The organism is Prevotella sp. Sow4_E9_plate (genome assembly GCF_052116205.1).
Classification (GTDB): Bacteria; Bacteroidota; Bacteroidia; order Bacteroidales; family Bacteroidaceae; genus Prevotella.
Genome location: NZ_JBQKLN010000170.1, coordinates 1 through 311, shown reverse-complemented (window position 1 = coordinate 311; position 311 = coordinate 1). Strand labels below are relative to the sequence as shown.

General features: G+C 42.4%; 1 protein-coding gene. It reads right to left on the bottom strand.

Features of this window, described 5'->3' with window-relative positions:
• Window positions 1-201, bottom strand: a 201-nt coding sequence (locus ACTQ53_RS17730; protein WP_441934640.1) for an ATP-binding cassette domain-containing protein, incomplete at its 3' end; no start/stop codon positions are given.
• Window positions 202-311 lie beyond the last annotated feature (110 nt).

Here is a 311-nt window from a genome sequence, read left to right as displayed (position 1 = left end):
GCTGCGCACATCAATGCCGTCCACCTCTATGCTGCCACTATCTGGCTTGTCGAGGGTACCGATAATCTGGAGAAGAGTGGTCTTGCCGGCACCACTAGGTCCGACGATACTTACCACCTCACCCTTGTCAATATGCAGGTCGATGCCCTTAAGTACCTGCAGGGAGCCGAAGCTCTTGGTTATACCTTTTATATCAATCATTTTCTTATTCAAAATTATTTTGCAGGCAAAATTAAGCAAAATAATTGGAACAGCCTAATTTTAAGAGGTAAAAAGAAATAAGGAATGATATAAAAAAGCAAAACGAGCCT